The organism is Streptomyces sp. NPDC030840, assembly GCF_055572015.1.
Map to the genome: position 1 here is coordinate 154,466 of NZ_JBVIEE010000010.1, position 25,911 is coordinate 180,376.

Here is a 25,911-nt window from a genome sequence, read left to right on the forward strand (position 1 = left end):
GGCCCCGCACGGGGCGGCCCCGACAGTGCGCTGACAGACCCGTCCCGTACTGTCGTTCCATGCCACGCCGCACCGCGACGATGCTCGCCTCCACCCTGATGCTGATCGCGCTCCTGTGCGCGGGAGTGTTCATTCCCGTGCCCTACTCGGAGATGTCACCGGGGCCGACGGTGAACACGCTCGGGGAGCACGGAGGCGAGCCGGTGCTGCAGATCTCGGGACACAAGACCTACCCGGCCTCCGGGCACCTCAACATGACCACGGTCCGGGTCACCAGCGCCGACTACAAGATGAACCTCGTCGAGGCCGTGTACGGGTGGCTGGCACACGACAACAAGATCGTCCCGCACGACACGCTCTACCCGGACGGCAAGACGGAGGAGGAGTCGACCCAGGAGAACGCGGAGGAGTTCAGCCAGTCACAGGAGAGCGCCAAGGTGGCGGCGCTGAAGGAGCTGGACATCCCTGTGAAGTCGTGGGTGATCGTCTCCACCGTCCTCAAGGACTCGCCGTCCGAGGGCAGGCTGCACGCGGGCGACGTGATCAAGTCGGTCGACGGTACGGAAGTCAAGGCGCCCGAGGACGTCGCGAAGCTGGTCACCAAGCACAAGCCCGGGGAGAAGGTCACGTTCACGATCGTCCCCGCCAAGGCGCAGGCCGCCGCCGAGAAGGAGAACAAGACGGCGACCGGGACGCAGAACGTCACGATCACCACGGCGAAGTCCGACGACCAGGGCGAGGACCGCGCGATCGTCGGGATCTCGGCCGGGACGGACCACACCTTCCCGTTCACCATCGACATCAAGCTCGCCGACGTCGGCGGCCCCAGCGCGGGTCTGATGTTCGCGCTCGGCATCTACGACAAGCTGACCCCGGGCGACCTCACCGGCGGCACGTTCGTGGCCGGTACCGGCACCATCGACGACGAGGGGAAGGTCGGGCCCATCGGCGGCATCGAGATGAAGACCGTGGGGGCGCGCGACAAGGGTGCCAAGTACTTCCTGACGCCCAAGGACAACTGCGCGACCGCCGCCAGGGACATCCCCGAGGGACTCACGCTCGTCAAGGTCGACACGATCGGTGACGCGCTCGACGCCCTCAAGGACATCCGCTCCGGCGACACCGCCGACCTGCCGAAGTGCTCCACCAAGAGCTGACGGCACCGAACCGCCCGCAGCATGGACCACGCCGACGGGGGCACCCCCGTCGGCGTGAACCGAGAAGTCAGTCCGCGAACGTCGCCGCCAGCGCCTCCGCCAGGCCCGGCACCAGGTCGGACCCGGTCAGGACCTCCGTCGGCGAGTCCTTCTCCCGCAGCCGCAGCGCCGACTCGCGCGCACCGTCCCTGAGGACCGCGACCGTCATGCGGACCTCCTGCCGGTCCGGGTGCTCGGCGACCCACTTGGCGAGGCGGGCATCGTCGAGACGCTCCGGGACGGACGCCTCCGCGGACGGAGGCAGCATCAGCCGCTCCACGGTGAGCGCGCAGCCGGCCACCGCGTCGGGCCAGGCGATCGTGCCGAGGAACTCGTCCAGCGGCTTGCCCGCGGGGATCTCGTCCTGCTCGATCGGGGTGAGACCCGAGCTGTCGGACTCGTCCCGCAGGCCCAGCCGGTCCGCGAGCGAGGGCTGTTCGGCCCGCAGTCGTGCGGTGTCGACCAGGGCGAAGAGGCGAGCGGGCTGGTCCCAGCCGAGGCCGGAGGCGTACTCGTCGATTTCGAGGACGGCCCGCGTGAGGGGACTCGCTGCCATGGGTGTGTTGGACATGGTCACAATCCTGCCTCGTTCGTTACCCGAAGCGGGAACCGAGTAAAGCGTGAGTAAGTTGCATAGGTGAGGCCCCTACGATCTCGACGATCGCGGGCCTGCAAGATGGTCCGCGATCACGGGGGCCTGACGGATCAACAGCGACTTCGAGGTGCGCACCTTGGCTTTCCAGATGCCGGACCGCGGCGGAGGCCCGACGGGGCCACGGATCAGAGTGGGCCGACCGTCCCGACGCGTCCGGACCCTGCTCATGACACTGGGCGTTCTGGCCGTGCTGCTCATGGCCTTCGTCATGTTCGCGGGGTTCTGGACGGACTGGCTCTGGTACCGGTCCGTGAAGTACTCCTCGGTCTTCACCACCACTCTGTGGACCAAGATCGGACTCTTCTTCGTCTTCGGGCTGCTGATGGCGGCCGCGGTCGGCCTCAACATCTGGCTGGCCCACCGGCTGCGCCCGCCGCTGAGCGCCATGTCGATGGAGCAGCAGAGCCTCGACCGGTACCGCATGGGCATCGCGCCCTACAAGAAGTGGCTGCTCCTGGGCATAACCTCCCTGGTCGGCCTGATCGCGGGCGCCTCCGCCTCGGGCCAGTGGCGCACGTGGCTGATGTGGGTGAACGGCGTCTCCTTCGGGCAGAAGGACCCCCAGTTCCACCTGGACGTCTCCTTCTACGCCTTCGACCTGCCGTGGTACCGCTTCCTGCTCGGCTTCGGCTTCGCCGCCGCGATCCTCTCGCTGATCGCCGCCGCGCTCACGCACTACCTGTACGGCGGTCTGAGGATCACTTCTCCGGGCGCGCGGGCCACGGCAGCGGCCACGGGGCACCTGTCGGTGCTGCTCGGGATCTTCGTCGCCCTGAAGGCGGTCGCGTACTGGCTCGACCGGTACGGGCTCGCGGTGAAGTCGAGTGACTTCAAGGCGACGGGCAACTGGACGGGTCTCAGGTACGTCGACGCGAACGCCTACCTGCCGGCGAAGACGATCCTGTTCTGCATCGCCGTCATCTGCGCCCTGCTGTTCTTCGCCACCCTGTGGCGGCGTACCTGGCAGCTGCCGCTGATCGGCTTCGGTCTGCTGGTGCTCTCGGCGGTGCTGATCGGCGGGCTGTACCCGGCGATCGTGCAGCAGTTCCAGGTCAAGCCGAACGAGCAGGCCAAGGAGACGCCGTACATCGAGAAGAACATCGAGGCGACGCGCAAGGCGTACGGCATAGACGGCGTGAAGATCGACGAGATCTCGGGTACTGGCGACAACGGCAACGCCGAGCAGCAGCGGGACCGGGCCGCATCGGCCGCGAGCTACCGGCTGAACGACCCGAACGTGGTCTCGCCGACGTTCCAGCAGCTGGAGCAGGAGCGGAAGTACTACCAGTTCCCGACCACGCTGGACATCGACCGGTACAAGGGCCAGGACACGATCATCGGTCTGCGCGAGCTGAACCTGGACCGTGTCGACAAGAAGAACTGGATCAACCAGCACTTCATCTACACGCACGGGTACGGTGCCATCGCGGCCAAGGGAACCGAGATCCAGCAGGGTTCCGACGGTTCGCCGGCCTTCACCGAGCAGGGCCTGCCCACCACCGGCACCTTCAACAAGGGTTACCAGCAGCGCATCTACTTCGGCGAGAAGACCACCCAGTACTCGATCGTGGGCGGCCCCCAGAAGGAGCTCGACTACGAGGAGGCGGGTGGCCAGAAGACGTACACGTACCAGGGCAAGGGCGGCATCGACCTGTCGAACCCGCTCAACCGCGCCGCGTACGCGACCGTCTTCAGCGAGCCGCAGATGCTGTACTCCGGTGCCATCGGCGAGGGATCGAAGATCCTCTACAACCGCACGCCCAAGGACCGCGTCGAGGCGGTCGCGCCCTGGCTGACCATCGACGGGGACGCCTATCCGACCGTGATCGGCAAGCGGGTCGTGTGGGTGGTCGACGCGTACACCACCACCAACGGCTATCCGTACGCATCGCGCACGACGCTCGGCGACACCACCACGGACGCGCTCTCCGACGAGGACAGCCAGCGCACGGTGGTCGCCCAGCAGAACCAGGTCAACTACATCCGCAACTCGGTGAAGGCGACCGTCGACGCGTACGACGGCACGGTCACCCTGTACACGTGGGACGAGAAGGACCCGGTTCTCAAGACGTGGAAGAAGGCCTTCCCGGGCACGGTGAAGCCGAAGGCCGACATCCCGTCCGAGCTGAGGGAGCATCTGCGGTACCCGCAGGACCTGTTCAAGGTGCAGCGTGAGCAACTGGGCGTCTACCACGTCACCAACGCCGACCAGTTCTACAACGCGAGTGACGTGTGGCAGGTGCCGAACGACCCGACGAGCCGGGACCGCGTCGCCGTACCGCCGTACTACCTGTCGCTGAAGATGCCTGGCGACGATCAGCAGCGGTTCTCGCTGACGACCACGTTCACACCGAGCGGACGGCCCAACCTGTCCGCGTACATGGCGGTGGACGCCGATGCGACCAGCGACGAGTACGGCACGATGCGGCTGCTCAGAGTCACGGGCGAGTCCGAGGTCGACGGACCGGTGCAGTGGCAGAGCAAGTTGAGCTCGATCCCCGCGGTCCAGGAGTTCACGCGGAACGCGGAGACGTCGAAGTCGAACATGATCTTCGGCAATCTGCTGGCGGTGCCCATGGACAACGGATTCCTCTATGTCGAACCGATCTACGTCCAGGGCAGCAACGCCGAGTACCCGCTGCTGAAGAAGGTCGCGGTGTCGTACGGAGGCACGACCGCCTTCGAGGACACCCTCGAGGAGGCCTTCAACAAGGTGTTCGGTGTGGAGGGTACGACTCCGCCACCGGACCAGGACGAGGGCGACAGCACCACCGAGCCGCCCACGTCGAGCGACCCGACGGTCCAAGAAGCCCTGAACGACGCCCAGAAGGCCTTCGACGAGGGACAGGAAGCCCTCAAGAACGGGGACTGGGAGGCGTACGGCCGGGCGCAGCAGGACCTGGAGGACGCGCTGAAGCGGGCCGAGGAGGCCCAGTCCAAGGCCGACGGGACCAGCGGCGGACAGAACAGCGATCAGAACAGCAGTCAGGACAGCGACAAGAACGGCGGCGCGAACAGCGACGCGAGTTCTGCAAGCGGCTGATTCGAGGCTCCGTCCCGCGCCGTGATACGGTTGCCGAACAACGGCGCGGGGTGGAGCAGCTCGGTAGCTCGCTGGGCTCATAACCCAGAGGTCGCAGGTTCAAATCCTGTCCCCGCTACTGAAGTCGAAGGCCCGGATCCTCCAGGATCCGGGCCTTCGACGTGTGCGCCGACTGTCGCCGCTTCCGGGACGCGCGCCTTCCCTGAACATCCGGTGACCAGGGCGGGATCCACCGAGCGGCTGTCGCGCGTCCTGATCACTGAGGCGACGACTCGCGGGAAGTACTGCACCATACGACCGGAGTTGGGGAAACTGTGTTTCACTTGTCTCTCTGTGGGCATGTCGACAAAACGCTGAAGTGACCTCACTGACTGCGGTATACCAGGTGTACCCAGGTTGCAGGTGGTGCGACGATGGACGTTATGGGGGACAAGGCAACTCTGTTGGAGGACGGGCGGTTTGCGCAGACTGCGGATATTCCGCAGTCGACGGACCGGGACGAGACCGGTGAGGCCGTCGAGGAGGCGCGCCAGCGGCTCGCCGCCGAGGCCGGCGACGTCGAGGCGATGAGCGTCCTCGGCGCCATGCTGCTGCGCCGCGGTGACCTCGACGGAGCCGAGCCTCAGCTGCGCGCTGCCACCGCCGCGGGCGACCGTGCCGCCGCCAACAACCTGGGTGTCCTCCTGCACCAGCGCGGGTACGCCGACGAGGCCGCCGGCTGGTGGCGGATCGCCGCCGTCGCCGGCTCCGCGGCCGCCGCGCACGCGCTCGGGCGGCACCACCGTGAGCGCGGCGACGAGCCGGCCGCCGAGTACTGGCTGCGGCAGTCCGCCGAGCAGGGACACACTCTGGGCGCGTACGCCCTCGCCGACCTGCTGGAGCACCGCAGCGATCCCGCGGCCGAGCGGTGGATGCGGGCCGCCGCCGAGCGCGGGCACCGGGAGGCCGCGTACCGGCTGGCGCGGACGCTCGACCGGCGGTCGACGGCCGGGACCGACGAGTGCCTGGCCGTGCGGGAGGCCTCCCGGTTGGGTGGAGACGGCCCAGCCTCGCTCCCGGCCTCGGGTACGGCCTCGCGCGGCGACGACGAGGTCGTACGCGAGGGGGAGCCTGGCACTGACAACGGTGTCGCGTCGTCCGCCGCCGAGGAGGCGGAGCAGTGGTACCGGCAGGCAGCGGCGCGCGGCCACCGGAGAGCCGCGCTGCACCTCGGCGCGATCCTGGAGCGGCGCGGGGAGCTCAAGGAGGCGGGGCGCTGGTACCTGACCTCGGCGAAGGACGGTGAGCCGCGCGCCGCGTGCGCGCTCGGCTTCCTGCTGCGGGACGCCGGGGACACCGAGAGCGCGGCCGTGTGGTGGCTGCGGGCCGCCCAGGACGGCGACGGCAACGCGGCGAACGCGCTGGGCGCGCTGCACGCCGAGCGCGGAGAGACGCAGACGGCCGAGCGGTGGTACCGGGCGGCCATGGACGCCGGCGACGTGAACGGCGCGTACAACCTGGGGCTGCTCTGCGCCGAGCAGGGCCGGACCGCGCAGGCCGAGCAGTGGTACCGGCGGGCCGCGTACGCCGGGCACCGCGAGGCCGCCAACGCGCTCGCGATCCTGCTGCTGCAGGTCGGCGACGCGTCCGGGGCCGAGCCGTGGTTCTCCAAGGCCGCCGAGGCGGGCAGTGTGGACGCCGCCTTCAACCTGGGGATCCTGTACGCGGGGCGTGGCGACGACGAGGACGCGCTGGTCTGGTACGAGCGGGCGGCCGCCGCCGGACACACCGAGGCCGCGCTCCAGGTCGCCATCGCGCGGCTCCGCGAGGGCGACGAGCCGGCGGCCGAGCGGCATCTCCGGCAGGCGGCGGGCGGCGGCAGTGCCGAGGCCGCGTACCGGCTCGCCGCCGTGCTGGACGCCCGGCGCCCGCCGGCGCCCGCGCACGAGCTGGGCGAGCCCGCGCGGGAGAAGAGCGAGTGCGAGGAGTGGTACGAGCGGGCCGCGTCGCAGGGGCACCGGCGGGCCCAGGTGCGGGTCGGCATGCTCGCGGCGGCCCGTGGGGACGTCGTCGAGGCGGCGCGGTGGTACCGGGAGGCCGCGGAGGCCGGGTCCCGGAACGGGGCGTTCAACCTCGGGTTGCTGCTGGCCCGGGAGGGGAGTGAGCCGGAGGCCGCGCTGTGGTGGACACGGGCGGCTGACGCCGGGCACGGGCGGGCCGCGTTGCGGCTTGCCCTCGTCTACGCGCGTCGGGGTGAGCTGGCGGAAGGGCAGCGGTGGGCGGATCGGGCGGTGTCGCTCGGGCCGGTGGAGGTCGCGGAGCGGGCGGCGAAGTTGCGGGACGCTCTGCGGGAGGAGTTGTCGGCGTAGGGTTGCTGCCCTTGCCCTTGGCCCGGGCTCCGCCTCGGGCTCTGCACCTGTCGTTGGCTCGCCTGCTGTCCGGTGGGGGTGCCCGCGAGGGGTTGGTCGCCCCCGCCGCCCCTACCCGTCCCATCCCTGGGGGCTGCGCCCCCAGACCCCCGCACCCCCGCACCCCCGCACCGACCTTCGGCCTCGGCCTCGTCCTCGAACGCCGGACGGGCTGGTATGGCGTCGGCTGGGCCGGGGCGTAAGTGATTTGCACGGGTCCGCGGTGCTGACGTAATGTTGCGTTCACCGACGCGGGGTGGAGCAGCTCGGTAGCTCGCTGGGCTCATAACCCAGAGGTCGCAGGTTCAAATCCTGTCCCCGCTACTGATCCCGAGGGGTCGGAGCCTGTAAGGGTTCCGGCCCCTCGGTGTTGTGTGGGCGGCCGCGAGTCGATATGTCGATTTGTAGTCGACGGTCAGCGCGCAAGGCCGAGCAGAGTAATCAGGGGCTCAGAGGCGAGACGGCGCAGGCAACGCTTCTACGCTGCGGCGCAGTTGGGGCACACGCCCCGGTATGTCACCTCTACGTCCGACACCGTGAAGCCGAACCGCTCCGAGTCGGGGAGGTCGGCGAGGGGGTTGCCCGTCGGGTGGACGTCGCGGATCGCGCCGCACTGGGCGCAGATCAGGTGGTGGTGCGGACGGTGCGCGTTCGGGTCGTACCGCTTCGCGCGCTGGTCCGTGGCGACCTCGAGGACCTCGCCGAGGGAGACGAGCTCGCCCAGTGTGTTGTAGACGGTCGCCCGGGAGATCTCGGGCAGCTTGGTGACAGCCCTGGCGTGCACCTCGTCGGCCGTCAGATGGACGTGATCGCCGTCGAGGACCTCGGCCACGACACGCCGCTGCGCGGTCATTCGCCATCCGCGTCCGCGCAGCCGCTCCAGAAGGTCACTCATACGACCAGCGTAACAGCAAGAGGACCAGAATCCGAACAGGTGTGATTTTGGAGTTCCCCTCGACTTAGACGTTGTCTATCGAGGACTCCGCGTCCTGATCTGGATCCCGGTCCGTTGACGTGCGGGGGTCTGGGCGGTCAGGCCGGTGACGGCTGCCGCGCCGGGGCCCAGCAGCGGATGATGTCGCGGACAGAGACGATGCCGACGGGGCCGTCGCCGTCGAGTACGACAAGGTGGCGGAAGCCGCCGTGGGCCATGGCTCGGGCGGCGTCCTCCAGGGTCCAGGACGGCGTGGCGAACACGACGTCGGTGGTGGTGTGGGCGTGTGCCCGCTCGGTGTCGGGGTTCTGGCCCAGGCCGAGCGAGTTGAGTATGTCGCGCTCGGTCAGGATGCCGAGACCGCCTGCGTCCGGGTCGAACACCACGGCCGCGCCGACCCTGCGGGCGGACATCAGGGTGGCGGACTGGCGGAGGGTGTGGTTGGGGCCGATGGTGAGCACCACCGAGCTCATGGCGTCGCGGACCAGCATGGGGTTGAGCCACCTCCTATGGAATCCCGGTGAGGGTTTGTTCAGGGATTCACAAGTTCACAAGTGGGGGGACTCTCAATGTGGCAGGCAAAGAGGAGGTCAACAAGAGGGCGTGCGTCGCGAGTTCGGGGCGCTCACGGGGCACTCCCGGATCGCTCGGGTGTCCGGTAACGACTCCGTCAGTACCGCTGGTTGAGGTAGCCCAGCAACTCGTCGTGGAGCAGACCGTTCGAGGCCGCCGCGTTGCCGCTGTGCGGGCCGGGGCGGCCGTCGAGGCCCGTGAAGGTGCCGCCCGCCTCGGTGACGACGATCGCGTTGGCCGCCATGTCCCACAGGGACAGCTCGGGTTCGGCGCAGATGTCCACGGAGCCCTCGGCCACCATCATGTACGGCCAGAAGTCGCCGTACGCACGCGTGCGCCACACCTCGCGGGTGAGGTCCAGGAAGCCGTCCAGCCGGCCCTGCTCCTCCCAGCCGCTCAGGGAGGAGTACGCGAAGGAGGCGTCGGACAGCTCCGCGACGCGCGAGACATGGAGGCGGGAGGCCGAGGAGAGGCTACGGCCGGTGAACGCGCCGTGGCCCTTCGCGGCCCACCAGCGGCGGCCGAGCGCCGGGGCGGAGACGACGCCGACGACCGGCTGGTAGCCGCCCTCACCCGCTTCCATCAGGGAGATCAGGGTCGCCCACACCGGGACGCCGCGGACGTAGTTCTTGGTGCCGTCGATCGGGTCGACGACCCAGCGGCGCGGGCCCGTGCCCTCGATGCCGTACTCCTCGCCGAGGACCGCGTCGCGTGGCCGGGCGCGCTGGAGCTGGCCGCGGATCAGCTCCTCGGCGGCCTTGTCGGCCTCGCTCACCGGCGTCATGTCCGGCTTCGTCTCGACCTTGAGGTCGAGCGCCTTGAACCGGTCCATGGTCGCGGCGTCGGCGGCGTCCGCGAGGACATGGGCGAACCGCAGGTCATCGAGATAGTCGGGCATGAGCGAACCGTATCCGGCGGGTCATCGATCCGGCCACACGGCCCCCGGGGGGTCACTGAGGGACCTTGGCGAGAGCAGCGCGGGAGTGCGGGAGCTTTGGTGAGGCCGATGGTGCTGGTGGGAGAGGGAGGGCTCCACGTCCGTTTGACGGACGTCGCTCAGAGCACCCGGGGGCCGTGCCACTTGCCCGAGCCCACCGAGCCCACCGAGCCCACCGAGCCCACCGAACCCACCGAGACGGCTCCCCAGCTGCTGCTCCACACCGTCGCGGACGGCGTCACGCACCACCCGCGACCACCCCCTGCACCCCCGCGCATATTGGCCGAACACACGCCCCTCGACGCCGCCGAGAACCCTTGACAGTGCCTCAGCGCGCGTCAAACCTGAGGTCCGATGCTGCCGCTCGGCAGAGGGAGGCGATGATGCCTGGAGCGCGGGAATCCCTGTTGGACGCCGCCCACACGGCGCTCGCACGCCGTCCGTGGGCCACCGTGCGCATGGTCGACGTCGCTGCCATGGCCGGAGTGTCCCGGCAGACGCTCTACAACGAGTTCGGCAGCAAGGAGGGGCTCGCGCGTGCCCTGGTGCGCCGGGAGGCCGACGCCTATCTCGCCGGCGTCGACCGGGCGCTGGCCCTGCACGCGGACGTCCATGAACGCCTGGCCGCCGCCGCCGAGTGGACGGTCTCGGCCGCCCGGGGCAACGCTCTCATCAAGGCCATGCTCACCGGCTGCTGGAGCGAACGCCTGCCCGCGCCGACGCTCACCGCGGTGCCGTCGTCGTCCGCCGTGCCCGCACAGCGCCGCGCCGACGGGCCCTTGCCCTCGCCCGCCGAGTTCGTCGCCATGGCCCGCGACCGGGCCGTCGCCTTCCTCTCCGCTCCCGGAATTCCGAGGACCGACACGGCGGAACTGGCCCGTTCCTGCGAGCTCGTCGTCCGCCTCGCTCTGTCCTGCGTGTCCGCGCCCCCGGGTGAGGGCGGCGTCACCGACCTGGTGCGCACCGTCCTGCAACGGCAGCCGATACGGGTGGGTTGAACTCGCTCGATCGTCTCGCGTCCCGCAACTAGTGTGCCGAGCCCGACAGTTGGAGCCCCACGACCCCCACGATCACCAGCGTGATCGAGACGATCTTCAGAGTGGACACGATGTCGCCGAGGAAGATCATGCCGTAGATCGCGGTGCCGGCCGCCCCGATGCCCGTCCAGACCGCGTACGCAGGGCCCACGTCGAGCTTCTTCAGCGAGAGGGTCAACAGCCCGAAGCTGCCGAGGGCGAAGACACAGAACGCGACGGTCGGCCACAGTCTGGTGAAGCCGTGCGAGAGCTTCAGGCAGACGGCGAAGCCGGTCTCCAGTAGTCCCGCAACGATGACCAGCAGCCACGCCATGTCTCGTCCTCCCGCGTTCCCATGTTCCGTGACCGCTTCGTCTGGCTTGGATCGGCTCGGTGCGATTATGCACTTACCGGCCAGGTACAAAAGCAAACAACGCGGAGGTCAGCAGCCTTCCCGCCTCAGGCCTTCCCGCCTCAGGCCTTCCCGCCTCAGGCCCTCTCGCCCCAGGCCCTCTCGCTGTCGGCCTCCCGCCGCTCCCTGCGGCTCTCCCGTCAGTCGCCCTCGCGCCGCTCCCGCGTCGCCAGCAGCCGGCGCAGGGAGTACAGCCTTGCCGGGTCCGCGTGGCCTGACGCCACCCACTCGTCCAGCGCGCAGTCCGGTTCGTCATGACTGCACGCACGCGGGCAGCCCTCGGTTCCCGGTTCCAGGTCGGGGAATGCGTGGATCACGCGGGAGGGATTGATGTGCGCCAGCCCGAAGGACCGTACGCCCGGGGTGTCGACCACCCAGCCGTCCGTGTCCCCGAGCGGCAGCGCCAGCGCCGAGGTCGTCGTGTGGCGGCCGCGGCCCGTCACCGCGTTGACGTGTCCCGTCGAACGGCGACGCTCCTGCGGCACGAGCGCGTTGACCAGCGTCGTCTTGCCCACGCCCGAGTGGCCGACGAACGCCGTGATCTTGCCGTCGAGATGTTCCCGTACGCGGTCCGCCGCGTCACCGTTCTCCAACTCCTCCCGGCTGGTGACGACATGGGGGATGTCCAGGTCGCCGTACAGCTCCAGGAGCTTGTCGGGCGGGGCCAGGTCCGACTTCGTCAGCACCAGCAGCGGGTCCAGTCCGCCGTCGTACGCCGCGACCAGGCAGCGGTCGATGAGGCGCGGGCGGGGCTCGGGGTCGGCGAGGGCGGTGACGATGGCGAGCTGGTCGGCGTTGGCGACGACGACGCGCTCGTAGGGATCGTCGTCGTCGGCCGTGCGCCGCAGCACCGAGGTGCGCTCGGCGATGCGGACGATGCGGGCGAGCGTGTCCTTCTGGCCGGAGAGGTCGCCGACGAGGGCCACGCGGTCGCCGACCACCGCGGCCTTGCGGCCCAGTTCGCGCGCCTTCATCGCCATGATCACGCGGTCCCCGACGAGACAGGTGAGCCGGCCGCGGTCGACGGTCAGGACCATGCCGTCGGCCGCGTCCTCGTGCTTGGGGCGGATGTTCGTACGGGGACGGTTGCCCTTGCGGTTGGGGCGGACCCGGACGTCGTCCTCGTCGGTGTGCTTGCCGTAACGGCGCATGATCCAAGTCCGCCCGTCAGTCCCCGAGCATCCCGGTCCACAGGTCGGGGAAGTCCGGGAGGGTCTTGGCCGTCGTCGCCACGTTCTCGATCCGCACGTCCTTCACCGCGAGGCCGATGATCGCGCCCGCGGTGGCCATGCGGTGGTCGTCGTACGTGTGGAAGACGCCGCCGTGCAGCGGGCGCGGGCGGATGTGCAGGCCGTCGGCGGTCTCCGTGACGTCACCGCCGAGCTCGTTGATCTCCTTGGTGAGCGCGGCCAGCCGGTCCGTCTCGTGCAGGCGCAGATGGGCCACGCCGCGCAGGGTCGAGGGGGAGTCGGCGAGGGCCGCGACCGCCGCGATGCCCGGCGTCAGCTCGCCGACCTCGCCCAGGTCCACGTCGATGCCGTGGATGGCGCCCGAGCCGGTGAACTCCAGCCCGTACTCGGTCAGTCCGCAGGACCCGCCCATCTCGGTGAAGATCTCGCGCAGTCGGTCACCGGGCTGGGTGGTGCGGGCCGGCCAGTCCGGGATGAGGACCTTGCCGCCGGTCACCAGGGCCGCCGCCAGGAACGGCTGGGCGTTCGAGAGGTCCGGTTCGATCGTCAGGTCACGGCCCAGCAGCGCGCCGGGCGTCACCCGCCAGACGTTCGGCTCGCCGCCGGACTCGGGGGTGTCCACCTGGGCGCCGACCGCGCGCAGCATGTCGACCGTCATACGGATGTGGGGCATGGAGGGCAGCGTCGAGCCGGTGTGCCGCACCTCGACGCCCTGGTTGAAGCGCGGGCCGGACAGGAGTAGGGCCGACACGAACTGGGAGGACGACGACGCGTCGATCTCGACGGTGCCGCCGTCCAGCGCGCCGCCACCGTGGACCGTCAGCGGGAGCGCTCCCCGGCCGTCGTCGTCGATACGGGCGCCGAGGACGCGCAGGGCGTCGATCACGCCGTTCAAAGGACGCTCGTACGAGCGGGGGTCGCCGTCGAAGCGGATGGGGCCGTCGGCGAGGGCGGCCACGGGGGGCAGGAAGCGCATCACCGTGCCGGCGTTGCCGACGTCGACCGTGGCGGGGCCGCGCAGGTCCGTGGGGAGCACGCGCCATGCCTCGCCGGTGCCCTCGGGGCCCATCCCCTCCTCGATCTCCACGCCCATGGCGCGCAGCGCGCCCGCCATCAGCAGGGTGTCGCGGGAGCGCAGCGGGCGGCGCAGCCAGCCCGGTTCGGAGGCGAGGGCGGCCAGCACGAGGGCTCGGTTGGTGACCGACTTGGACCCGGGCACGTGGACCGTCGCGTCGACGGCTCCGCTCGCGTGCGGGGCGGGCCAGAGGGCGGTGTGTGCGGTGTTCGGGGCCATGGGCCCCACTTTAGTGGGGGTTCGCTGGATGGGGTGCCTCGTGATCGCCGTGGGCGGCCGCGGGCCGGTGGCGCCTGGTCGCTCCCCCACTCTCGGCTTCTCCCCCACTCTCGGCTTCGCTCGAGCGGGGGACCCCCATGAGCGGGGGGACCCCCATCGCGGCGGAGCCGCACATCGACACAGCCCCGCGCCCTTTCAGGGGCGCGTCATACCTCCAGCAGCCACCGTCCCCCGCCCACCAGAGAGCACAGCGACACCGCGTGGAACAGGAACAGCCACATCCCGGCCGGGGCGTGGGTCAGGCGGGCCAGCTGGTCCGCGTCCGAGTCGCCCGCGCCTCCCCGGCGCCGCTTGGCCTGGAGTTCGAAGGCCGGGCGTACGCCGCCCAGCAGCAGGAACCACACCACCACGTACGCGAAGGCCGCCTGCACCTGGGGGCCGGCCAGCCAGGAGACCACCACGAACGTGCCGCCGGTCAGCAGCACCGTGACCGCCCCGTACGCGTTGCGGATCATCACCAGCATCGCCACGAGCAGCACGGTGGCCAGCCACAGCAGCGCGGTGATGTGTCCGGCGGCGAGCAGGGCGGCACCGCCGAGGCCGAGCAGCGGGGGAGCGGTGTAGCCCGCGGCCGCCGTGAGGATCATGCCGAGGCCGGTCGGCTTGCCCCGGCTGACCGTGAGGCCACTGGTGTCCGAGTGCAGACGTATGCCCGTGAGGGTGCGCCCGGTGAGCAGGGCGACCAGGCCGTGGCCGCCCTCGTGGGCGATGGTGATGGCGTTGCGCGAGAGCCGCCAGATGCCCTGGGGGACGACCGCGGCGAGTGCGGCGACAGCCGTGGCGATCACGACCCAGAGGTCGGGGTCGGGCTGGCTGCCGAACACCTCGTCCCAGAGGTCGGCCAGCGAGGTGGTGTCCATGTGGTGCTTGGCTCCCTTGTTCTCACGGAGTCTGGCAGTGTGGCACGTATGTGCGGACGGTATTCAGCGAGTCGTGGGCCAGAGGATCTCGCAGGAATCTTTGAGGTCGAGAAGTGGGAACCCGAGGAGACGTTGGCGCCCGACTACAACGTGGCTCCCACCAAGGAGGTCTACGCGGTCCTCGACCGTCCCCTTAAGGACGTCGACGACAAACGGCCGGTTCGTCAGCTCCGCAGGCTGAAATGGGGCCTCGTCCCCTCCTGGTCCAAGACGCCGGAGGGCGGCGCCCGCATGATCAACGCACGCGCCGAGACCGTCCACGAGAAGCCCTCGTACCGCCGTGCCTTCGCCACCCGGCGCTGCATCCTGCCCGCCGACGGCTACTACGAGTGGGTCACCGGCACGCAGGAGCGGGATCTGGAGGTCGAGGGCAAGAAGAAGCGGCCCCGCAAGCAGCCGTACTTCGTGCTGCCCGCCGACGGCTCGGTGTTCGCGATGGCGGGCCTCTACGAGTTCTGGCGGGACAAGACGCTCCCGGACGAGCATCCGCAGGCCTGGTGGGTCACCTGTTCGGTCATCACGACCGAGGCGGAGAGCACCCCGCTCGCCGTCGCCCCGGCCGACGGCCCGCGCAGTCTGGCCGACATCCACCCGCGGATGCCGCTGATGCTCACCCCGGACCGCTGGGACGCCTGGCTGGACCCCGCCCGCACGGACCTCGACGACCTCCGGGGCCTGCTCGCCCCGCCGCCCGCCGGACTGATGCGGGCGTACCCCGTGACCACCGCCGTCAGCAATGTCCGCAACAACGGGCCGGAGCTGCTGAAGGAGCTGGAAGGGCCCGAGGAGGGCACACTTTTCTGACGTGACTTCCCACGCGACTTCCAAGGTGACGCCCAAGGTGACTTCTGATGTGACGGAGATCATCGAGACGATCGAGACGGACGCCGGGACGGCCCGGATCACCTGGCGCAGGGCGGAGAAGGCCCGGCTCGTCCTCGCCGTCAGCCACGGCGCCGGCGGCGGCATCGAGGCGCGTGATCTCCAGGCCCTCGCCGCGACGCTGCCCCCGCACGGCGTGACCGTCGCCCTCGTGGAGCAGCCCTGGAGGGTGGCGGGCAAGAAGGTCGCTCCCGCGCCGAAGACGTTGGACGCGGGCTGGCGGAGCCTGTGGCCCGCGCTGGCCGGGCCGGGACTTCCCGTGATCGCGGGCGGCCGGAGCGCGGGCGCCCGGGTGGCCTGCCGCACGGCTGCGGAACTGGGCGCCACGGCCGTCCTCGCCCTGAGCTTCCCGCTGCACCCGCCGGGCAGGCCCGAGAAGTCCCGCGCCGGGGAACTGCTCGGCGCCGGGGTGCCCACCCTCGTCGTGCAGGGCGGCAATGACCCGTTCGGCCGGCCGGAGGAGTTCCCGCCGGGCGACCACGAGCTCGTGGAGGTGCCGTACGGCGATCACGGCTTCGCCGTGCCGAAGCGGGCGCCGCTCGATCAGGACCGGGCGCTGGAGATCGTCACGGACGGCGTCACACAGTGGAGTACGTCACTCGGGTGAAGGCGGGGAGGCGGGCCGGGAATGCGGGGTCCCGGACGACTGTTGTGCGGATCAGACAGCGCGGGAACGCGCTGAACCGTTCGTATGAGAGGAAGTCCGCCGCATGGGTTCGACCATCTGCCCGGCCCGCAGCAGCGCCCGTGACCTGGACTGGACGGTGCTGCACGCGGCCAAGAGCGCCCCTATTCGGGCGGCGGGTGGACACGATGTTCGTCTATCCTCCGATTCGAGTGGGACCGGTTTCGGTCCTGCCCAGACTCTGGAGGAGGTGGGTCCGGTCACTGGGACCGACGCAGGGACCGAACACGGCCAGGCGGAGCAGCCCGAGGGCCGGGGTGGCGGCACGGAGACGACCGCCGAGCGCAGTGCGCGCTTCGAGCGGGACGCGCTCGAATTCCTGGACCAGATGTACTCGGCCGCGCTGCGCATGACGCGCAATCCGGCCGACGCCGAGGACCTGGTGCAGGAGACGTACGCGAAGGCGTACGCGTCCTTCCACCAGTTCCGTGAGGGCACCAACCTGAAGGCGTGGCTGTACCGGATCCTCACCAACACCTTCATCAACTCGTACCGCAAGAAGCAGCGCGAACCGCAGCGCAGCGCGGCCGAGGAGATCGAGGACTGGCAGCTGGCGCGCGCCGAGTCGCACATGTCGACGGGCCTGCGCTCCGCCGAGTCGCAGGCGCTCGACCACCTGCCCGACTCGGACGTCAAGGAAGCGCTGCAGGCGATCCCCGAGGAATTCCGCATCGCCGTCTATCTCGCGGACGTTGAGGGCTTTGCGTACAAGGAGATCGCGGACATCATGGGGACACCCATCGGTACCGTGATGTCCCGCCTCCACCGGGGCCGCCGTCAACTGCGCGGCATGCTGGAGGACTACGCCCGTGACCGTGGGCTGGTCCCGGCCGGCGCCGGAGAGTCGAACGAAGCGAAAGGCTCGGGCTCATGAGCTGCGGAGAGCCGCACGAGACGGATTGTGGCGAAATCCTCGATCATCTCTACGAGTTCCTGGACCGTGAGATGCCGGACGCGGACTGCACCAAGTTCGAGGTCCACTTCGAGGAGTGCTCGCCGTGCCTGGAGAAGTACGGGCTCGAGCAGGCCGTGAAGAAGCTGGTCAAGCGGTGCTGCGGGCATGACGACGTGCCGACCGACCTGCGCGACAAGGTCATGGGGCGCATCGAGATGATCCGTTCCGGGCAGACCGTGCCCGAGCACGACGTGACGGCGACGCCGCAGGAGTCGTGAACGCACGGCCCGGAGTCCTGGTCTTCCGGGCTCCGGGCCTGCTGCTTTCCCGCGGCCGCTTCACACGTCCAGTCCGCTTCACACGTCCAGTCCGGCCTCGATCCGCTTCAGGCCGTGCCGGGCCAGGGCGAGATTGCTGCGGCCCCGGTCGAGCGCCAGGTACAGGAAGAGCGAGCCCTTGCTGCCGGCGAGCGGCCGGATCAGGTGGTACTGCTTGCCGAGCGTGATCAGGATGTCCTCGATCACGTCGTTCATGTCCAGCGAGGCCAGCGTGCGCATCTTGGAGCGCACGACTTCCGTGTTCCCCGCCGCCGCGAGTTCCAGATCGAGGCCCTGGCCGCCACCGAGCGCCCCGAGCGACATGCCGCTCTCGTAGTCGACGAGGGCGACGCCGATCGCGCCCTCGATGGACATGGCTTCCTTGAGCGCGGTCTCGATGCTCATGCTGCTGCCCCAATTCCTCAGTGCTGCTGACCGGTCACTGTTCGGCCAACTACGATCGAACCTGTGTGACCCAGGGGTCAGAAAGCGTCAACTTTGTTGTGTGTTGTGGAAGTTGACGCTCAACGTACTGTGCGACGTAGCGAGAGGGAGGGGGAATGGGGGAAATGACGACGGCTCTTCAGGCCTCCCTGGACCGGCTTCTCGACTCCCCCGGGGTCACCGGCGTCGCTCTCGTCGACGCGGTCACCGGCCTGACCTACGGCGTCGCGGGAGACACCGCCGAGGCGGGGGACGGGGCGGAGGCCTCCGAACTCGCCGCCCTCATCGCCGAACGGCTGGGTGCGGCGGGGGCCGAGGGGGAGCTGGAGAGCGTGGTCACGACCAGCACGAGGCGCCACCAGGTGCTCTTCACCGTCGTACGGCCGGAGGGTGACCCTCTGCTGCTGACGGCGGGACTCGATCGGGACCGGGCCAACATGGCGCTGGCCCTGCGGAGTCTGGGTGACCGGGCCGGCGAGGTGCTGGCGTGAAGGCGCCCACAGCACGCAACGTGCCCGCACTCCTGCTGGGGCTCCGCGAAGAGGGCTTCAGCGGGACCGTGCGTGTCTCCGGGCACCCGGGAGGCACGATCCACCTGCGCGGCGGGCTGGTGGGTGCGATCGAGACCCCGGGCGCGCCGACCGTCACGTCGGCGCTGCTCACCTCGGGCCGGATCGGTGACGAGGCCTGGCTGGCCGCGTGCGCCGCGGAGCCCGACGCGGACCGGCTGGGCGGGCACCTCGTGGCCGCCGGGCTGATCGGTGCCGCCGAACTGGAGGTCGTCTGCGCCGCGGCCGTGTTCGACGGCGCGTTCGCCATGGCGATGAGCCCCCCGGGCAGCTGGGAGCTGTCCGACCGCGAGCCCGCGCTCGTCGCCGAGCCCGGCGTGGAGCCGCGACAGCTGACCGAGGAGACCTCCCGGCGGATGGCGCTGCTGGCCCGGTTATGGGGCGCTCCGGGTGAACTGACTCGTGTCCGTCCCGCGGCTGTACCGGGTTCGGGCCCCCGCCGGTCCGACGGGCTCGCCCGCCGGCACCAGGACGTCCTCGACTGCGTCAACGGGCGCCGTACACCGCGTGACATCGCCTTCGCGCTGGGGCGCGGACTGTACGCGGTCGTGCTGGACCTCATCCGCCTCCAGGCGCTCAGCCTCGTCCAGTGGGACACCAAGGCCCCCTCCGACAGCCGGCCGAGCACCGCACCCCGCGCACCGCGGACCGGCACGTCCACCGTCGCGCCCACCGACACGTCCACCGGCGCGGCGCCACCGAAGGTGGTGCCCCTGCCGAAGCGTAGACCCGGAAGCGGATTCCCCGGGCATGACGCCGGACAGAGGGGTGGGAGTTGACTCCAGACGACGACCGGGCGGCGAAGGCCCGGCAGCGGGCCACGGGCGCCCGTTCCCAGCGAGCCCCTACGAGCAGACGCCAAGAGGCCACGGCAGCCACGGACCCGACGGCCCCGAAGGACGCGAAGGACGCGAAGGACCGCAAGGGCCCGGACGTCGCCGAAGCCCCGCAGATCCCGGAAACAACAACCAAACAACCGGAAACAACAACCAAGCAACAGGACCGAGAAGAACCGACGAAGGACGCACGCCCCACGCCGGACGCCCACCCTGGTTCGTCAGCCGCGCGCACAGCGTTACCGGTACGCCGGCCGCTGCCCCGACGCGGTGCGATACCGACACCCGGGAGTCCCCGGCAGGAGGCCGGGACCCCGCCTGCGGCGGCGCCCGTACTCCCGCCCGCTCTCTTTTCGATGCTGACGGCCGAGGACCTCGCCGCCGATCAGCCGTCGATCGAAACCCTGCGGCGTGTCCGCGAAGCGCTGCGGGCTCTCCCGGAGTCCGACTGACTCCGTGAGGCCGTTCGGACCCTACCAGTACCGGCATATGCCCGGAACAAGGAGCACGACACATGACCGAAAGCCCACCGCCCGATTCCCTGACCGGCATTCTGACCTCGCTGCGTGAACGGGTGATGGGGGTCTCCGAGAGCGTCCTGTCCACCGTGGACGGCCTCCTCGTCGTCGCGGACGCCGACACAGTCCACCCGGAGTCCGTCGCCGCCCTCGCGGCCGCGACCCTCGGTGTCGGCCGCCGCATGGCCGACACCACGGGCGTCGGAGCGCTCCGCGAGGTGGTCGCCCGCTGCGGCTCGGGTCACGTCATCGTCGTGGCGGTCGGTGACCGCGCCCTGCTCACCGTCAAGGGCGACGACGGCCTCGACCTCGCGGCGTTCCAGCGCGAGTCACCCGCCACGGTGGAACAGCTGAACAAGGTGCTCGCCTCCGACGTGGCGCACTGAACGGCCGTACCGGGACCGGACGGACGTACGAGCATCGGACCGTTCGATCACCCGGACGGGGTATTCAGCCCCGTGTGTGACCGCGGATTCCGTCCATAGCCTCCCCGACGTGCCCCGCCCCGCCCTAGGCTCCGGAGCCGGAAAAAAGGGAGGAGCACGATGGGGTCGGTTCCGGCATGGGCACGTGTGTACGTCGCCTGTGTCGTCGCGGCTGCTCTGGTCTGCCTCGCCCCCGTGCCCGGCGTCCACGTTCCGTGGTGGGCGGTGGGGCTGCTCGCGGTGCTGTACGCCGGGTGCGAGCAGGTCACCCGGTGCCGTCTCCTCGGGCGCCACGCGCCCAGGGGCATGGGCACGTTCTTCCCCGTCCTCCTGGCGGGGGCCTTTCTCCTGCCGCCTCAGGCCGCCGCGCTCGTGGCGGTTCCGGGTGCGCTCCTCGCACGGGTGGAGCAGCGGCCGCGACGGCTGCGGCGCGCGTGGCGGGCGGCCCGGCTCGGGCTCGCCGTGTGGGCGGCGTCCTGGGTGCACCGGGCGCTGGGCGGCCGGGACGCCGTCGCCGAGCCCGACTTCCCCGAAGCGCTGGCGCCGGCGGTCGCCGCCGTCCTGGCCTTCTGCGCGGTCCTGACCGCTCTCGACGGCGGAATCCTGGCGCTGGCCGAGCGGGTGCCGGTCCGGAACGCCTGGCGGGGGCTCTTCCCGCGGTCCCTGGCTGCCGCCGCCGTGCACGGACTCGCGGGACTGATGATGGCGGTGCTGTGGCGCAGCCACCACGGGCCGGTCGCCGCGCTGCTCGTCCTGCTGCCGATGTACGTCTCCTGCTGGGTGTTCACGCAGTACCACCGGGAGCGCGCCGCCCACCAGGCCACCATCCGCGCCCTGGTCCAGGCCGTCGACATCAAGGACGGCTACACGCGCGGGCACAGCGAACGGGTCGGCCAGGCCTCCATGATGATCGCTCGTGAACTGGGCCTGGACGACACGCGCGTCGAGGTGCTCCGCTTCGCGGGAATCCTGCACGACGTGGGCAAACTCGGTGTCCCCACCCGGCTGTTGCGCAAGAACGGGCCGCTGACCCCCGAGGAGCGGCGGATCATCGAACTGCACCCCGAGTACGGGCACGAGATGGTGCGCGGGATCGGGTTCCTCGGGGAGGCCCGCGCGGCGATCCTGCACCACCACGAGCGGCTGGACGGCAGCGGGTACCCGTACGGACTGGCGGGCACTCAGATCCCCGAGTGCGCACGGGTGGTGGCCGTCGCCGACGCCTTCGACGCGATGACGTCGACGCGGTGCTACCGGCGGGCACGCCCGGTCGCGGCCGCGCTGGGGGAGCTCGAGCGCTGCGCGGGGACGCAGTTCGACCCCCGGATGGTCGAGGCGCTCGTGCGCGCGCTCGGCAGGCACGGCTGGCATCCCGCGGTCACCGCGGACGGCGACGAGCAGCGCGGAAACGTCCCGCCACAGGGCGCGCCCCAGCGTGCGGAGGCCGGCTCATGACCCACCCGTTCGTCACCCTCGTCCACGGGTCCGCCGCCCTCGTCGCCGCCGGCGGCCTCGGCCACACCCTCTGGTACGGCCTCGCCGAACCCGGGACGGCCCTCGCCTTCGGACTGCTCGTGGCCGTGGGCGAGCTCTCCCGGTGGCGCGGCGCCGAGGGACGGGAACGGGCGCCGCTCGGGACCGCCGGGGCGCTCGCGTACGCGCTGCTCGGGGCGAACGGCGGGGAGCCCACACGGCACGGCGTGGCCCAGGTCGTCGCCGTGGTCGGCGCGGCCGCGCTCGCCGGGTGCGTGCCGCACGTGGCCGGAGGGCACGGGGCCACCTCCGACCACCTCGCCCGGCGCGTCCTCACGGTCGCCTTCGCCGCCGTATGCTTCCAGCCCCTGTGCGGCCGGGGCGCGTTGCGGGAGTGGCGCGGGTCCGCGTACGTGCTGCTCCTCGTCGCGCTGCTGGTCCTCACCGTGCTGTGCGACGCGGTGCTCGCCGCGGGGCTGGCCCGTTCCCGGACCGGCTGGCCGCTGAGCCCGCTGCTGCGGGACGAGCTGCGGGCCCTGCTCGGCATCGGGTCGGCGGTGTGCGCCACCGGGGTGGTGATGTCGCTCGCGGTGTCCGTCGTCGGGCTGTGGGCGCTGCCCGTGTTCTCGCTGCCGCTGCTGCTCACCCAGCTCTCCTTCCGCCGGTACGCGGCCGTGCGCGCCACCTACCACCAGACCATCGCCTCCCTCGCGCGGGCCACCGAGATCGCCGGGTACACCCCCGCGGGGCACGCCCGGCGCGTGGCCGCGCTCAGCCGGGCTGTGGGGCGGGAGCTGGGGCTGTCCGGGCCGGAACTGACCGTGCTGGAGTACGCGGCCCTGATGCACGACATCGGGCAGCTCTCCCTGGTCGACCCCGTGCCCGCCGGCGCCACCGCCGTCCTGCCCGCCGAGGAACAGCGGCGGATCGCCCTGCTCGGCGGTGCCGTCGTCCGGCAGACCGGGGTGGACGCCGAGGTCGCGGTGGTCGTCGAGCGCCAGGCGGACCCGTACCGGGACCAGCCGCTCAGCGCGCGGATCGTACGGGTCGTGAACGCCTACGAGGAGAAGGCGCGCGACGCCGGGCCGGGCGGGCCGCTGCGCGCGCTGGAGGAACTGCGGCTGGCGACCGCCCGCGACTACCAGCCCGAGGTGGTCGAGTCGCTTGCCCGGGTCCTTCTCGACCAGCGGGTCGGCGCGATGGCGGTTCCGTGGGTCACTTAGCTCACGGTGTGCTTCGTGCGAGGGTGGGGAGGGCAACCTATGAGCGGTCTGACCCGGGCCAAGGCTGGGTAACCCATGGGTAATGAGCGCCCTTCCAGCCGTACGTGGTTGGATGCGAGGGAGAGGGTGTCCGGGGGGCGCAGAGGCCAGCCCACTCCACCGAACGGGACGGAACTGGCAGGCGGGAATCGTGAGGATCTTCGGCAAGGGACGGCACCGGCCCTCCGCCTCCTGGCGGCAGGCCACCGACCGCGCGTTCACGCTGATCGGCGACGGGCGGTACGAGGACGCGGGCGCGCTGCTGACACGTGCCGCGGACCTGGAGCCCTGGCTGTCCGAGTCCTGGTTCAACCTCGCGCTGCTGCACAAGTTCCGGCACGACTGGGAGCAGGCACGGGCCGCGGGCCTGAGGGCCGTCGCGCTGCTCGACCGGGAGACCGGGGCGCCCGACTGGTGGAACGTCGGGATCGCGGCCACCGCCCTGCAGGACTGGCCCCTGGCCCGGCGTGCCTGGCAGGCGTACGGGCTCCGGGTGCCCGGTGGTCCCGGCGCCTCCGGGGAGCCGGTGGGCATGGACCTGGGCAGCGCCGCCGTGCGGCTGTCGCCCGAGGGCGAGGCCGAGGTCGTGTGGGGGCGCCGCCTGGACCCCGCCCGGATCGAGGTGCTCTCCATTCCGCTGCCGTCCTCCGGCCGCCGCTGGGGCGAGGTCGTCCTGCACGACGGGGTGCCGCACGGCGAGCGCACCACGGCCGCCGGGCACGCGTACCCGGTGTTCGACGAGATCGAGCTGTGGGCGCCCTCGCCGGTGCCCACCTGGGTGGTGCTCCTGGAGGCCGCGACCGAGGCCGACCGGGACGCCCTGGAGCAGCTCGCCGCCGACGCCGGTTTCGCCGCGGAGGACTGGTCGTCCTCCGTGCGGCTGCTGTGCCGGCTGTGCTCGGAGTCGCGGATGCCGGCGGACGAGGGGGACGGTGACCATCTGGACCCGCACGATCACAGTGAGCCGGGGCACCCGGGCCCGCTGGGTCACCGTACGGACGGGCAGCTGTGGGCGCCTGAGCGTGAGTGCGGGATCGCTGCGCCGGCTTCGCTGGTTCGGGGGTTGCTGGACGGGTGGGTGGCCGACAGTCCTGACTCCCGGGACTGGCGGGATCTCGAAGAGGTCTGCTAGGTGCGGCCTGCGAGCGCCGTGGTGACTTCGATCGGTTTTCGAGCGCGGGCTGTGTGTGGATGCTCGCGCAGTTCCCCGCGCCCCTACGGGGGATCGCGCCCCTGACGGGGCGCGATCCCCCGTACGCTGTACCAGCATCTTTTCTTCAGAACCCAGGAAGGCATACGTCGGTCATGGCGCAGCAGGACACCGATCAGCAGCACGCGGGCGTGCTTCCCGTGGACGACGAGGGTTTCGTCATCGACACGGAGGACTGCGAGGAGCGCGAGCAGGCGTACCGCGAGCGCGGCACCTCGCGTCCGATCACCGTCGTCGGGAACCCGGTGCTGCACAAGGAGTGCAAGGACGTCACCGAGTTCGACGACGAGCTCGCGAAGCTGGTCGACGACATGTTCGCCAGCCAGCGCACCGCCGAGGGTGTGGGCCTGGCCGCCAACCAGATCGGCGTCGACCTGAAGGTCTTCGTGTACGACTGCATGGACGACGAGGGCGCCCGGCACGTCGGCGTGGTCTGCAACCCCAGGCTCGTCGACCTGCCCGCCGACAAGCGCCGGCTGGACGACAGCAACGAGGGCTGCCTGTCCGTGCCGACCGCCTACGCGCCGCTCGCGCGCCCCGACTACGCCGAGGTCACCGGACAGGACGAGAAGGGCAACCCGATCAAGGTGCGCGGCACGGGCTACTTCGCCCGCTGCCTGCAGCACGAGACGGACCACCTGTACGGCTACCTGTACATCGACCGGCTCTCCAAGCGGGAGCGCAAGGACGCGCTGCGGCAGATGGCGGAGAACGAGCCGCGGTACCCGGTCGTCCCGAACGACTGAGACACCCTGGTCAGGCGGCCTCCGGTCCCCTGAACGCGCGGCGGTACGCCTGCGGGGTCGTCCCCACTGACCGTACGAACTGATGGCGCAGCGCGGCCGCCGTGCCGAAGCCGGCGCGGCCCGCGATCGCGTCCATCGTCTCGTCCGTCGCCTCCAGCAACCGCTGGGCCAGCAGCACGCGTTGGCGCAGGATCCAGCGGTACGGCGTGGTGCCGGTCTCCTGCTGGAAGCGGCGTGCGAAGGTGCGCGGGGACATGTGGGCGCGGGCGGCGAGCTGCTCCACGGTCACCTCCTCGTCGAGGTGCTCCTCCATCCACACCAGCACCTCGCCGACCGTGTCGCACCGCGACCGCGGCAGCGGCCGATCGACGTACTGGGCCTGGCCGCCGTCCCGGTGCGGGGGCACCACCATGCGGCGGGCGATGGCGTTGGCGACCTGCGGGCCCTGCTCCTTGCGGACCAGGTGGAGGCAGGCGTCGATCCCGGCGGCGGTGCCGGCCGAGGTGATCACCGGGTCCGCGTCCACGTACAGCACGTCGGGTTCGACGATCGCCTTCGGGTACTGCCGGGCCAGCTCCTCCGCGTGCCGCCAGTGCACCGCGCAGCGCCGCCCGTCCAGCAGCCCCGCCGCGCCCAGCAGGAAGACCCCGGAGCACACGCTCAGCACCCGGCTGCCGCGGTCCGCGGCCCGGCGCAGCGCGTCGAGCAGCTCCTCCGGATAGGTCCGGTGCACATAGCCGTCCCCGGCCGGAACGGCGATCAGGTCGGCCTCCTCCAGCCGTTCCAGGCCGTGCGAGGTGCCGACCGTGAAACCGGCGTGGGTGCTGAGCACCGGGCCCTCCGCCGAGGCCACCGCGAAGTCGTACACCGGCAGCCCCTCGTCACTGCGGTCGAGGCCGAACACCTCGCTGACGACTCCGAGTTCGAAGGGATGCACTCCGTCGAGCAGGACGGCGGCCACGTTCTTCAGCATGCCGACAGTGTGCCGCAGATGTGGCAGGAATTCGAGGCCCTACGGCAGTCCTGCCACTC

26 protein-coding genes and 2 tRNA genes are annotated in these 25,911 nt (G+C 70.9%); 18 read left to right on the plus strand and 10 right to left on the minus strand.

Going from position 1 to position 25,911, the window contains the following annotated elements:
• Window positions 1–59: 59 nt before the first annotated feature.
• Complete coding sequence (locus ACZ49J_RS22710) at window positions 60–1,157, plus strand: YlbL family protein (RefSeq protein ID WP_467450935.1); 1,098 nt, start codon at window positions 60–62, stop codon at window positions 1,155–1,157.
• A gap of 67 nt (window positions 1,158–1,224) precedes the next feature.
• Here the strand turns inward: ACZ49J_RS22710 and ACZ49J_RS22715 are convergent, their stop codons facing one another.
• Window positions 1,225–1,767 carry a PPA1309 family protein gene (locus ACZ49J_RS22715; RefSeq protein WP_467450934.1) on the minus strand — a complete coding sequence of 181 codons (543 nt, stop codon included), beginning with the start codon at window positions 1,765–1,767 and terminating at the stop codon, window positions 1,225–1,227.
• A 172-nt stretch (window positions 1,768–1,939) separates the two neighbouring features.
• On the opposite strand from ACZ49J_RS22715, the gene ACZ49J_RS22720 reads away from it, so the two are divergent.
• From ACZ49J_RS22720 to ACZ49J_RS22735, 4 genes are all read left to right on the plus strand, one after another.
• Window positions 1,940–4,894, plus strand: coding sequence for a UPF0182 family membrane protein (locus ACZ49J_RS22720; protein WP_467450983.1), 2,955 nt, complete (start codon window positions 1,940–1,942; stop codon window positions 4,892–4,894).
• A 44-nt stretch (window positions 4,895–4,938) separates the two neighbouring features.
• Window positions 4,939–5,012 (plus strand) — tRNA-Met (locus tag ACZ49J_RS22725).
• A gap of 295 nt (window positions 5,013–5,307) precedes the next feature.
• Window positions 5,308–7,242, plus strand: coding sequence for a tetratricopeptide repeat protein (locus ACZ49J_RS22730; protein ID WP_467450932.1), 1,935 nt, complete (start codon window positions 5,308–5,310; stop codon window positions 7,240–7,242).
• A 289-nt stretch (window positions 7,243–7,531) separates the two neighbouring features.
• A tRNA-Met gene (locus ACZ49J_RS22735) sits at window positions 7,532–7,605 on the plus strand.
• A gap of 154 nt (window positions 7,606–7,759) precedes the next feature.
• Here the strand turns inward: ACZ49J_RS22735 and ACZ49J_RS22740 are convergent.
• From ACZ49J_RS22740 to hisN, 3 genes are all read right to left on the minus strand, one after another.
• Window positions 7,760–8,176: a Fur family transcriptional regulator gene (locus tag ACZ49J_RS22740; RefSeq protein ID WP_467450931.1), complete on the minus strand. Its 417-nt coding sequence runs from the start codon at window positions 8,174–8,176 to the stop codon at window positions 7,760–7,762.
• Window positions 8,177–8,313: 137 nt separating this feature from the next.
• Window positions 8,314–8,706, minus strand: coding sequence for a CBS domain-containing protein (locus ACZ49J_RS22745; protein WP_467450930.1), 393 nt, complete (start codon window positions 8,704–8,706; stop codon window positions 8,314–8,316).
• A gap of 179 nt (window positions 8,707–8,885) precedes the next feature.
• Window positions 8,886–9,686 (minus strand): histidinol-phosphatase, encoded by an 801-nt coding sequence (gene hisN, locus ACZ49J_RS22750; protein WP_467450928.1) that lies wholly within the window; start codon window positions 9,684–9,686, stop codon window positions 8,886–8,888.
• 183 nt (window positions 9,687–9,869) lie between these two features.
• Between hisN and ACZ49J_RS22755 the strand changes: the two genes are divergently transcribed.
• Window positions 9,870–10,046, plus strand: a complete 177-nt coding sequence (locus ACZ49J_RS22755) for a hypothetical protein (protein WP_467450927.1) — start codon at window positions 9,870–9,872, stop codon at window positions 10,044–10,046.
• A 59-nt stretch (window positions 10,047–10,105) separates the two neighbouring features.
• Window positions 10,106–10,723 carry a TetR/AcrR family transcriptional regulator gene (locus ACZ49J_RS22760; RefSeq protein ID WP_467450926.1) on the plus strand — a complete coding sequence of 206 codons (618 nt, stop codon included), beginning with the start codon at window positions 10,106–10,108 and terminating at the stop codon, window positions 10,721–10,723.
• 28 nt (window positions 10,724–10,751) lie between these two features.
• Here the strand turns inward: ACZ49J_RS22760 and ACZ49J_RS22765 are convergent, their stop codons facing one another.
• The 4 genes from ACZ49J_RS22765 to ACZ49J_RS22780 all read right to left on the minus strand — a co-directional run bounded on the left by ACZ49J_RS22765 (window position 10,752) and on the right by ACZ49J_RS22780 (window position 14,557).
• A complete protein-coding gene (locus tag ACZ49J_RS22765) occupies window positions 10,752–11,075 on the minus strand; it encodes a DMT family transporter (RefSeq protein WP_467450924.1) in 324 nt (107 codons plus the stop codon).
• Window positions 11,076–11,293: 218 nt separating this feature from the next.
• Window positions 11,294–12,304: a ribosome small subunit-dependent GTPase A gene (gene rsgA / locus ACZ49J_RS22770; protein WP_467450923.1), complete on the minus strand. Its 1,011-nt coding sequence runs from the start codon at window positions 12,302–12,304 to the stop codon at window positions 11,294–11,296.
• A gap of 16 nt (window positions 12,305–12,320) precedes the next feature.
• Complete coding sequence (gene aroA, locus ACZ49J_RS22775; protein ID WP_467450922.1) at window positions 12,321–13,637, minus strand: 3-phosphoshikimate 1-carboxyvinyltransferase; 1,317 nt, start codon at window positions 13,635–13,637, stop codon at window positions 12,321–12,323.
• Window positions 13,638–13,843: 206 nt separating this feature from the next.
• A complete protein-coding gene (locus ACZ49J_RS22780; RefSeq protein ID WP_467450921.1) occupies window positions 13,844–14,557 on the minus strand; it encodes a M50 family metallopeptidase in 714 nt (237 codons plus the stop codon).
• Between the two features lie 48 nt (window positions 14,558–14,605).
• Between ACZ49J_RS22780 and ACZ49J_RS22785 the strand changes: the two genes are divergently transcribed.
• The 4 genes from ACZ49J_RS22785 to rsrA all read left to right on the plus strand — a co-directional run bounded on the left by ACZ49J_RS22785 (window position 14,606) and on the right by rsrA (window position 17,357).
• Entirely contained in the window at window positions 14,606–15,421 is an 816-nt protein-coding gene (locus tag ACZ49J_RS22785) for an SOS response-associated peptidase (protein ID WP_467450920.1), read from the plus strand.
• A gap of 58 nt (window positions 15,422–15,479) precedes the next feature.
• The gene (locus ACZ49J_RS22790) at window positions 15,480–16,106 is read left to right on the plus strand and encodes an alpha/beta hydrolase family protein (RefSeq protein ID WP_467450982.1); all 627 of its coding nucleotides are present in this window, start codon (window positions 15,480–15,482) and stop codon (window positions 16,104–16,106) included.
• Between the two features lie 268 nt (window positions 16,107–16,374).
• Entirely contained in the window at window positions 16,375–17,058 is a 684-nt protein-coding gene (sigR, locus tag ACZ49J_RS22795; RefSeq protein ID WP_467450919.1) for an RNA polymerase sigma factor SigR, read from the plus strand.
• Window positions 17,055–17,357 (plus strand): mycothiol system anti-sigma-R factor, encoded by a 303-nt coding sequence (rsrA, locus tag ACZ49J_RS22800; RefSeq protein ID WP_467450918.1) that lies wholly within the window; start codon window positions 17,055–17,057, stop codon window positions 17,355–17,357. Before sigR ends, rsrA begins: the two co-directional genes overlap by 4 nt.
• A gap of 78 nt (window positions 17,358–17,435) precedes the next feature.
• On the opposite strand, the gene ACZ49J_RS22805 is transcribed toward rsrA, so the two are convergent.
• Window positions 17,436–17,801: a hypothetical protein gene (locus ACZ49J_RS22805; RefSeq protein ID WP_467450917.1), complete on the minus strand. Its 366-nt coding sequence runs from the start codon at window positions 17,799–17,801 to the stop codon at window positions 17,436–17,438.
• Window positions 17,802–17,965: 164 nt separating this feature from the next.
• On the opposite strand from ACZ49J_RS22805, the gene ACZ49J_RS22810 reads away from it, so the two are divergent.
• The 7 genes from ACZ49J_RS22810 to def all read left to right on the plus strand — a co-directional run bounded on the left by ACZ49J_RS22810 (window position 17,966) and on the right by def (window position 24,879).
• On the plus strand, window positions 17,966–18,331 hold the full coding sequence (locus tag ACZ49J_RS22810) for a hypothetical protein (protein WP_467450916.1): 366 nt from the start codon (window positions 17,966–17,968) through the stop codon (window positions 18,329–18,331).
• A complete protein-coding gene (locus ACZ49J_RS22815; protein WP_467450915.1) occupies window positions 18,328–19,188 on the plus strand; it encodes a hypothetical protein in 861 nt (286 codons plus the stop codon). Before ACZ49J_RS22810 ends, ACZ49J_RS22815 begins: the two co-directional genes overlap by 4 nt.
• Window positions 19,189–19,759: 571 nt before the next feature.
• Window positions 19,760–20,149 (plus strand): roadblock/LC7 domain-containing protein, encoded by a 390-nt coding sequence (locus ACZ49J_RS22820; RefSeq protein ID WP_467450914.1) that lies wholly within the window; start codon window positions 19,760–19,762, stop codon window positions 20,147–20,149.
• A gap of 159 nt (window positions 20,150–20,308) precedes the next feature.
• Window positions 20,309–21,643: an HD-GYP domain-containing protein gene (locus tag ACZ49J_RS22825; protein WP_467450912.1), complete on the plus strand. Its 1,335-nt coding sequence runs from the start codon at window positions 20,309–20,311 to the stop codon at window positions 21,641–21,643.
• Complete coding sequence (locus tag ACZ49J_RS22830; protein ID WP_467450911.1) at window positions 21,640–22,884, plus strand: HD-GYP domain-containing protein; 1,245 nt, start codon at window positions 21,640–21,642, stop codon at window positions 22,882–22,884. The genes ACZ49J_RS22825 and ACZ49J_RS22830 overlap by 4 nt, the downstream gene beginning before the upstream one ends.
• Window positions 22,885–23,074: 190 nt before the next feature.
• Window positions 23,075–24,055: a tetratricopeptide repeat protein gene (locus tag ACZ49J_RS22835; RefSeq protein WP_467450910.1), complete on the plus strand. Its 981-nt coding sequence runs from the start codon at window positions 23,075–23,077 to the stop codon at window positions 24,053–24,055.
• Between the two features lie 173 nt (window positions 24,056–24,228).
• Window positions 24,229–24,879: a peptide deformylase gene (gene def / locus ACZ49J_RS22840; RefSeq protein WP_467450908.1), complete on the plus strand. Its 651-nt coding sequence runs from the start codon at window positions 24,229–24,231 to the stop codon at window positions 24,877–24,879.
• 10 nt (window positions 24,880–24,889) lie between these two features.
• Here the strand turns inward: def and ACZ49J_RS22845 are convergent, their stop codons facing one another.
• Complete coding sequence (locus ACZ49J_RS22845) at window positions 24,890–25,852, minus strand: GlxA family transcriptional regulator (RefSeq protein ID WP_467450907.1); 963 nt, start codon at window positions 25,850–25,852, stop codon at window positions 24,890–24,892.
• Window positions 25,853–25,911: the final 59 nt, after the last annotated feature.